The organism is Clostridia bacterium (assembly GCA_012841935.1).
Lineage (GTDB): Bacteria > Bacillota > Peptococcia > DRI-13 > DTU073 > DUTS01.
Genome location: DUTS01000078.1, coordinates 1 through 3,431 on the forward strand (window position 1 = coordinate 1; position 3,431 = coordinate 3,431).

General features: G+C 38.6%; 1 protein-coding gene. It reads right to left on the reverse strand.

Annotation, left to right across the window (positions count from 1 at the left end):
* Positions 1-283 precede the first annotated feature (283 nt).
* On the reverse strand, positions 284-3,151 hold the full coding sequence (locus GX687_04615) for a carboxypeptidase regulatory-like domain-containing protein (protein ID HHX96728.1): 2,868 nt from the start codon (positions 3,149-3,151) through the stop codon (positions 284-286).
* Between the last annotated feature and the right edge of the window lie 280 nt (positions 3,152-3,431).

Here is a 3,431-nt window from a genome sequence, read left to right on the forward strand (position 1 = left end):
GATTAAAAAAATCTTCAAGGCTACAAAAAAATAAATATATTACGCAGTTTTTAAAAAAACAAAAAGGCTTGTATCCCTTGGCCATCAAGGAATAACGAGCCTTTTTCATTTTAAAGTGTCAAAAATGAAAGTGTACCACAAATCCTCTTAACCCGCAAGCCAATAATTATTTCACGATAGCAGTTAATCCTTTTACAATTATAGTTGTTTTTTTGAATTACCCGCTTAATTCTAAACCATCTATTTTATTTTGAGGATAGTAAAAGGCATTGCCTGGATCTTTTCAAGGAATATATTGCAGACGAGTCCCAATCCATTCCATACCCTTATTTTGAAGGTCATAAAAATCGAGTAAATCCGAAACATCATAATAAAAACCTCTACCAAACACGGGTATAGACCAATGGGGAATCAGTAAACCTCTATCTAACATTAACCGCCAATCGGCTTCCGAAACAAAAATAAAATCAGCGGGAACCCCATAATTAAGCAATCCCAATCCGACCAACCGTTGACTTCCCATAGAACCGGGCTCGATGAAATCTGAATTGGCACTATAAAAAAGCCCCTTATCAAAAATCAATCCTTCTATAACCTCACTAAGATAGCCCCATAAATTTTCCCAACCACGATAACTAACCGAAACACCATTATTTGCATCAAAGGCTGTTCCCGACTGTCCATTTAAATAATCACACCCACCGGTCACCGCAATTTCATCAACAACTTCACTACCCATATCCTGATTATCCCAATCAGCCATTTCCACAAAATATAGCAAAGAAATCGCACTACGCGTGAACGCATCCACTAATCCCCAACCATCCCCGCGAACTTGTGCCCGTTCCCTAAAGGTATTCATTGTTTGATTTACTACCGGCAAAACCCCACTATAGGAGACTAATTTTTTTACTTCATTTCCTTCCTCACCAGCTAAATAAGCCCCCACCAATAAATAATCTTTTACCAAACCTTCCCTAACAAAAGCAGGATGAATTTTGAAACCTGGCAAAGGATCTTGTGCTACCCATAATTCATGTTTTTCGTAGGAATAAACATATTTATAATAAAACTTAGGTAGTTGCACCATGACTTGTCCCTGACTACCATCACGCCGAAAATTTTCGTCTCCCCCAAAAGCCGTAATTTCCCCTTCATCACTAACATTACATAATTTTATCCCCTGCCAAGGATAACACTGTACAAAATCCTCACCCGGATTTTTGCCAATACTATCTCCCAAACGCCTCATCTTCGCCATATTACTTTCAATCCTACCCCACCATATATTATCACTCCTACTCCAACTCACGCCATAAACCTGATTATTTGTAGGTACTTTCGTGGTCACCTCCACAATATTCGAACATTCTATATGATTACCATCAGCCACCTCTAATTTAAACTGATAAGTTGTCGCCGGCATTAAATTACTAACTGTAGCCATCATTGTTGTTGCTCCCCATTTAGAAGATGCAGCCGTCGTTACCCAAGTTCTCCCACCATCAACCGACTGTAAAATTTTCCAATTTTCATCACCAACCGCCAGGGGCCACTCCAATTGCACACTTTCCTCAGTTTGGGCCACACAAATAAAATCAACTAATGGTACCGGAAACACCGGGTTCAATGTTTTCACAGTTTCTGCTTTCACTTTAATATCAAAAAGTTCCCCTAAAAATATTTCTTCATCTAAGTAGTATAACACCCGATGGATTCCCGGAATAATATTCGGTATAAAATAATAACCATCTTTTCCGGTAACAGTCTCTTCAATAATTCCTTCCAAGTCACTTACTTGCACTTTAATTCCGGCTAAAACTCTGCCATCTTTAGCCTTAACCGTCCCCTCAATAGAACCCGTTGGCAGATATAAAAGCCGCCCTGTTGTAAGTGAACTACCTCGGGAACTAGGTGAATCTACTGAAAAATCAAAAAGCCCACCAGTATTAAAACTATACAAGGCACCACCTACCCGCACATATCCCCCGCCTATTTCACTCCCGCCGGTAAAAAAACCGGCGCCATCCGTAATATAAGTATTTTCTTCCCGATTTAGTTGTTTATTTATTTTCCCGGGGGAGAAAACCCAATCATAAGCCTCATTATAAGCAAAATTCACCTGACTCCCTACCGAATTTGTCTCGGGAAAAGGTAAGATTAGACCGGTCGATTGATAATTTTCTTTAAAAAAATCGTCCCGATACCTTCCTTCTGTTGCCACATAAATCTCTTTTTCAGCTAATTTAACATTAACCCCATCTAAATATTCCGCATAATTACCCCACAAATTCTCCAAACCACGATAGCTTACGGAAACTTCCCCGTTAATTCCCGGGGCCATTCCCGAAACCCCATTTAAAGAATCACAACCACCTGTAGCCACAGAATCCACAACATTAACCACACCACTGCCAATTACTTTTTGACTGTCCAAATCTGCATATTCCACTAAATACAAAAAATTCAAGGCACTGCGAGCCGCAATATCAGTCATCTGCCATCCCGGACCACAATTTTCGGCCCACTTTCTTATCGTCGGTCTCAATTCCCCTTTAATAGGCTTCGTACCTGTTATTGAAACTAATTTTGTCATTTCCTCCCCTTTTTCTATTCCTGCTTGATAAGCACCGATTAAAACATAGGGAATTTCAACCCCATTACGTAAAAAACAAGGATGAATTTTAAAACAGGCTGTTTCCTGATTAGCAATCCAAAATTCTTGTTTATCCCCGTCACAATTACGCTGATAATAAAAACGCGGTATTTTCACCATCACCTGTCCATTACTACCATCTCGTTTAAAATCCGCATCACCGATATAAGCCGTAATTGTGCCATCATCTAAAACATTACACAGCTTTATTTCGCTCCAGGGATAAATACAATCAAAATCCACTCCCGGGTTTTTCCCCCGCCCTTCACCCAGTCTAATTAATTCCGTAGCTTCCCCTTCGTGCCACACTACTCCCAAAACAACTAAATCCTCAGTCCCTCCCCCATTTGCCTCATCTTGCATTTGAGCAGAATCATCTTTAAGTGAAACTAAACTTTCCCTTTTGGCCACTTGTTGAAAATGAATCCAACCAAAAACTGAAAACACAATTATGGCTACTATTAATAGAAAGAAAATAATCCGTTTTTTATTCATCACCCACCAACCCTTTCGCTAATTCTATAAAGATCCAAATCTGCACTTAAAACTGTGCCCTTTTGCTTTTCGATTAATTTTTCAAGCTTTTTAAGATAAATCATAATGTTATCTCATTTTTAGGAACATACTTATATCGTACCCCATTTAGATATTTATGTAAATAAATATTTGTCCGAAGCTTTCTGTGATGTGAACGTTTTTCCCTTATCATCCAAGAAAAATCAATAAAAAATTAAAGTAAATTTACACTAACATTATTTTACGAACCACTTATAAA